Source organism: Abditibacteriota bacterium (assembly GCA_017552965.1).
In the GTDB taxonomy this organism is placed as follows: domain Bacteria; phylum Armatimonadota; class UBA5829; order UBA5829; family UBA5829; genus RGIG7931.
Window position 1 is genome coordinate 1 of the sequence record JAFZNQ010000083.1, and the last position, 6191, is coordinate 6191.

The following is a 6191-nucleotide window of genomic DNA, read 5'->3' on the forward strand; positions in this document are numbered from 1 at the left end:
CCTCTTCGGGGGTCAGCCAGGTCACGGAATCTATATCCCCCCGCTGTTTCATCCAGTCGAGCCAGCGGTTTTCCGCCGCGTCGTTCTTAGCGCACAGATACAGCCGGGGGGTCTCCCTGTTCACCAGCCCCTGCAGGCCGGACAGCAGCAGCTTCATATCAAAGGGGAGCCCTGCCGTGTCCACCACCCAGAGATGCCTGCTCACGGTGTGTGACACGGGCAGGATGTCTTCCCCGGGGAATTCCGGCGGGCTGTAGGAGAGACCCCGGGGATACAGGCCGGGCTCGACTTCTTTCAGCATGGGAAAATCGGAGCCGGGCCTGTCGGGAAAAGGGCCGGTCCAGGCGTAGATATCCGCCTTGTCGATCCAGACGTCGCAGTTCTGATACCACCGGACCACGGCCTCGATCTCCTTTTGCCCCTCCAGCACCTCAAAGGGAACCGGATACAGCGTGTAGTCTTCGCCCGTGTCCCGTATGAGAAAACGGCTTTCGCCGTAGTTGACTTCGCCCCTGTTGGCCGAAGCATAAAGGCCGAAGGCGGCAAACTCCGGCACGGTATCTGCCTTGCCCGCCTTTATTCGGAACACGGCCACGTAACGCCCCGGAGCCAGATCCCTGTATTGGCCGTAAAACACGTATTCCGAGGCCGCGTCCTCCACGCCGCAAAAACGGGCCAGGCCCCCGGAAGCGGCGCTGTCCTTCACGATGACCCCCGAAAGGCCCGAGCCGACTGATTCCGCCTCCCATACCTCCAGAGGGGCCGAGGAGACCCGGAAGGCTTCCCCGCCCTTTACGAACCGGTCAGCCGCAGCGGCCAATACCGGCATACAGGCAATAAATATCAGAAGAGTGATGAAGCTTTTTTTCATATACGTATCCTGCGTTCCCGCGCTCATCGGGGGCAGCATTCATTGTTATGCGCAAGTGGTTTTGAATGCTCCGGTATTTATTATATCACAAACATCTCAAGATACTCGCCGGCGCCCATATAATGCCCTGCGAGTCATCCCGCCGCGGCCGGCCATAGGAAAATCGCGTAAGCGTCCGGCCGTTCTCTCCGCCGGGATGGCGTTCGGGAGGAGTCTCATTCTTCCCCGTATTGCAAAAAGGGCGGGATTGATGTATATTGATAGTGGAAATCATTCACAGCGGAGTAAAAGATATGAAAAAGCTGTTTTTGCTGCTGGCGCTTCTGGGGCTGGCGCTCTGCGCCTGCGCCCGGGAATACAACGTGCTGGACTACGGCGCCGTGGGGGACAAAACCACCGACTGCACGGTCGCCTTTCAGAAGGCCATAGACGAATGCTATGAGAACAAGGGCGGCACAGTATTCGTGCCCACCGGCGAATACATGGTGAAGGGCTGCCTGGAGGTGAAGGACGGAGTGCTGCTCAAGGGCACCTATGAGGCGCCTCCCACCAACGACGGCTCCAACAAGCCCAACGCAGCGGGCAACATGAAGGGCTCCATACTGGCCGCCTACGGCGGCAAGAACGACCCCGACGGCCCGGCCTTTCTGAACCTCACCGGCAACAATTCCGGCGTGCAGGGCTTCATCATCCACTATCCCGAGTGGAGCCAGGAGACCGTGCCTCCCATCCCCTACTCTCCCTGCATAGGCAGCAAGGGCGGCAGCAACCATTCGGTGAAAAACGTCAACCTGCTGAACGCCTACGTGGGCATCAGCTTTTACGCCTGCGACCGCATGACCATAGACGGCATCCACGGCTATCCCATCAAGACGGGCATCAGGATAGACCTGTGCGGCGACATCTGCCGCATAGAAAACTGCCACTTCTGGCCCTTCAACATGTGGTACAGCACCGAGGATCCCTACTGCGTGTGGATCAACAAACACGGCATCGCCTTTGATTTCGGCCGCACCGACTGGCAGTCTGTGATGAACACCTTCTGCTTCGGCTACGGCACGGGCTATCACTTCGCCAACTACGGCACCGGCGGCTCCAACGGCAGCTTCGTGGGCATAGGCGCCGACAGCTGCACCAACGCGGTAGTGGTGGAAGACATACATCCCATGGGCCTGGCCATCACCAACGGCGAATTCGTGGGCCGCTGGAACTCCAGGGACTCCAGTCAGGTGGTCATCAAGGACAAGGCGGCCGGCAAGGTGAGCCTGCTGAACTGCGCCTTCTGGGGTCCCAACACCACCTGCATACGCTGCGATGCCGACAAGGCCCGCCTGTCGGTCATAGGCTGCACCTTTGAGAGCTGGGACTCCAATGGAGAGAAGCAGGGAGCCGTCACCCTCAACAGAGGGATAGGCATCATCAACAGCAACACCTTTGCGGACAACACCCGGCACATAGTCATAGGCAAACAGGCCCGTGGCGCCGTCATCACCGGCAACTATTCCGAGAACTTCCTGTCGGTCCAGAACGGCATAGGCAAGCTCTGCAAGATAGCGGACAACATTCCCGAGCCCTATGAGTTCACCCGGGAAAACTACGCCAACTACAACCTGAAGTTCAACGGCGAGAAGGACAAGCAGTATATCAGCGGCTTCATATACGCCGAGCCCACCCGGGGAGGCTCCCGCTGGAGCAGCAAGGGAGCGGCCATAGAGCTGCCCGGCAACCCCGGAGAGACCTACACCGTGTCCTTCAGGGTGGACGTGGTCAAGGCCGCCATGATGGAAGGCGCCGGCATATACGTGGGCGACAAGAACCTGATGCCCTTTACCGGCGAAGGCTCCTTCGTCTTCAAGAACAAGGTCAAGATGCCCAAGGAGGGCAAGATCACCTTTACCGTCAAGTGCAAAAACTGGGTCCCCCACGAGCTGGACGAGACCAACCTGGACACCAGAGTGCTGGGCGTCGCCTTCATGGAGGCCAATATGGTCAGCGACCCCAAGGCCAGGACCTTCAGCATGAACACCCTGTCCTACTGATATACTAAGCCCCCGCGCCGGCGGGGGCTGTTTTTTGTCGCCGGCGGGGGTCTGTTCTGCGTTGGGGGAACAGGGCCCCGCGGCGCGGCGATGACCTGCCGCAGCCCGGGGCGTGGACGCCCAAACCCCTGTCCGCGGGCTTGCCTCTGCAAAAAGCGTTGACATATCTTTCAAAGTACATTATAATCATATTATAAGTTCATCGGCGGCCGCCCTTCTCTGCGGCGGCCGCGAAAAGGGACACGGTTATGAAAAAAACTATCATTGCAATATTGACGCTGCTGCTTTTCTGCGGCGCACTTTGGGCCGCCGACAGCGACGTCTCCCCCACGAACCCCAAATATCTGGAATGGCTGGAATCCGGCAGTATGCCCGTTAAGACGGCGTCGGGGAACTATGTCTTCACGGGCCACGTACCTCCGCAGTTTGCTTCCTGGACCCTGCCGGAGTATACCCTGAAAAAGGGCTCCCTGCCCGCCTCCTACGATCTGAGGGACGAAGGAAGAGTGCCGGCCGTCCGGGACCAGGACAAATTCGGGATATGCTGGGCCTTCGCCGGCGTAGGCGGCATGGAAGGCAACTATCTCACCCGGCATCCCAACACCAGCATAGAGTATTCCACCTTCAATCTGGTGCGCTGGTGCAACGGCCCCTTCGGCAGCACCCTGAACAGCGGCGGCAACTATCTGAAAACAACCGCCTATTTTGCCCAGCTGGGAGGGCCCAGGTATGAATGGGAAGACCCCATAGACTATTCCCTGGACAAAGACAGCGTTCCCCCCGCCCCCAGGACCGCTCCCGCGCTGAGGGGCTGCATTACCGGAGCGGAGTACGTCCCCACCATATTTAAATTCGGCGACTCGGAGATCTGGGACGGCAGCACCCTGAACGCCGCCGCCATGGACCACATCAAGGAGCTCATTATTAACGAGGGAGCGGTGGAGTTTGCCTATTATTCCGACACTAAGACTTATCTGAACACGACCAACTCCGGCGGCACCGCCTATTACTGCAACAAAGAAAAATCGACCGACCATGAGATACTCATCATCGGCTGGGACGACAACTACTCCAGATACAATTTCAAGACCGCGGCCCCCGGCAACGGAGCCTGGCTGGCCAGGAACAGCTGGGGGACCGACTGGGGCGACGACGGCTATTTCTGGATGTCTTATTACGACAAAAGCGCCGAGCAATACGCCAAGTTCACCATGACCGAGGACGCCTCCATATACGATGGGGCTTATTTCATGGAACAGAAGGGCCTCACCAACGGATTCAAAAACTGCAACTGGGGCAAGGCAGTATTCGTTACCGCCGGCCAGGGAACGCTGGTGGACGCCGCCACCTACGTGCTGGCGGGAGGAAGAAACGTGAACTGCTTGGTGTTCGTCAACGGCGTCCAGAAACGAAACGTCGCCAGATACTGCGAATGGCCGGGCTACTATTTATTCAGGGTCAACGTGGATTACTCGGACGGAGACAAGCTGGAGGTCCGTTTCAGGTATGATTCGGATATCGACGACGGCGTGTATTACGTCCCCGTATGCGACGACGTTTCCGATTGTTATTCCGGCAGCTATATATCCACAGACGGCAAGAACTGGAAGGATACCCTTACCTATTTCAGCGACCCTTACGCGGTATGTATCAAGGCGTACTGCAAGCAGATAGTCGTTACGGGCGTTTCCCTGGACCGGTCGTCCCTGGAGCTTTACGAAGGCGACACCCAATATCTGAAAGCAACGGTGCTCCCCGAAAAGGTGGACGACAAGCAGGTCGTCTGGTCCTCCTCCGACACCTCCGTCGCCACGGTCTCCTCAGACGGCATGGTGACGGCAAAGAGCCCCGGCTCCGCCGTGATCACCGTCAAGACCGTTCAGGGGAATTACACCGCCAAATGCAAGGTCACCGTCAAGAGGCGCGTCCCCGTAACGACGGTTGAACTGGACGTGTCCAAGCTCACCCTTCTGGTGGGAGAGACCCGGACCCTCAAAGCCACGGTGTATCCGGTTGACGCTACCCAACAAAGCGTCCGCTGGATGAGCAGCGACACCTCCATAGCCGAGGTGGACAATAACGGCGTGGTCACCGCCGTGGGCGAAGGCGAAACCAAAATCAAGGTCAAGACCGTTGACGGCGGCTTTACGGCAGCCTGCAAGGTGACCGTCAAGGGCGAGGTCAAAGTCACCGGCATCACTCTCGACACCGACTTCATGGAAATGGTCGTGGGAGAGTCCAGGCTCCTCGTTGCGAAGGTAACGCCGGAGGACGCCACGGACAAGACCGTCCTGTGGTCCTCCAATTATCCCGACATAGCGGAGGTGACCCGCGAAGGCGTGGTGACCGCAAAACAGTCCGGCATGGCCGAGATCACCGCCAGGACCGCCGACGGCGGCTTTACCGCCAAATGCTACCTGATCATCGGGGACAGGGTCCCGGTCACGGGAGTGGAGCTGGACAGCTCCTCCCTGACCCTTTACGAAGGTGAGACCAAGACCCTCAAGGCCACTGTGGCCCCGGAGAACGCCACCGACGACACGGTATTCTGGATCTCGGACAATTCCGTCGTGGCGGAGGTGTCCCGCTCCGGAGACGTGACCGGCTATCAAGCCGGAACCGCCATTATTACAGCCGAGACCGCGGACGGCGGCTTTACCGCCACCTGCAAGGTAACGGTCAGGAAAAAGAACGTCCCCGTAACGGGGATCCGGTTGAACACGGATTTCATCAAGCTGGAAAAAGGCGACTCAGCGACGCTGCTCGCCAGGATAGTCCCCTCCGACGCCACCGTCAAGGCCCTCACATGGTCCACCGACGACAAGTCCATAGCCACCGTGTCCTCCAAGGGAGTGGTCACGGCAGTGGGCCCAGGCACCACCAAGGTACGTGTGAAGACCCGGGACGGCGGCTTTACCGCCAAATGCAAGGTGAGAGTGGTGATCTCCGTCACCGGAGTCGCTCTGAACAAGACCACCCTCAGGCTCATGCCCGGAGCCTCGGAGACCCTGACGGCCGGCGTGCTGCCGGCGGACGCCACCAACAAGGAGGTCACCTGGATGACCTACGATCCCTCCGTGGCCGTGGTGGATGCAAACGGCAAGGTGACGGCCGTGGGCGTGGGAGAGACCAGGATCCGGGCCAAGACCCGGGACGGGGGCTTCAAGGCCAAGTGCAAGGTAAAGGTGGCAGTCCCGGTCACGGGGCTCAGTCTGGACAAGACCTCCGTCACCATAAACACGGGCGCCACCGTCACCCTCCGGGCCACGGTGTCTCCCGAC

At 59.4% G+C, this 6191-nt stretch carries 3 protein-coding genes; 2 read left to right on the forward strand and 1 reads right to left on the reverse strand.

Annotation, left to right across the window (positions count from 1 at the left end):
• The coding region (locus tag IK083_07430) for a hypothetical protein (GenBank protein MBR4749382.1) at positions 1-871 on the reverse strand (871 nt) is incomplete at its 3' end.
• A 293-nt stretch (positions 872-1164) separates the two neighbouring features.
• Here IK083_07430 and IK083_07435 point away from each other — a divergent pair.
• The gene (locus IK083_07435) at positions 1165-2910 is read left to right on the forward strand and encodes a hypothetical protein (protein ID MBR4749383.1); all 1746 of its coding nucleotides are present in this window, start codon (positions 1165-1167) and stop codon (positions 2908-2910) included.
• Between the two features lie 248 nt (positions 2911-3158).
• Positions 3159-6191 (forward strand): Ig-like domain-containing protein (locus IK083_07440; protein ID MBR4749384.1); only part of this gene is annotated, 3033 nt, incomplete at its 3' end.

Excerpts from the sequence above, each read along its gene's own strand:
- IK083_07435 (MBR4749383.1), top strand. The coding sequence starts at position 1,165 with ATGAAAAAGCTGTTTTTGCTGCTGGCGCTTCTGGGGCTGGCGCTCTGC.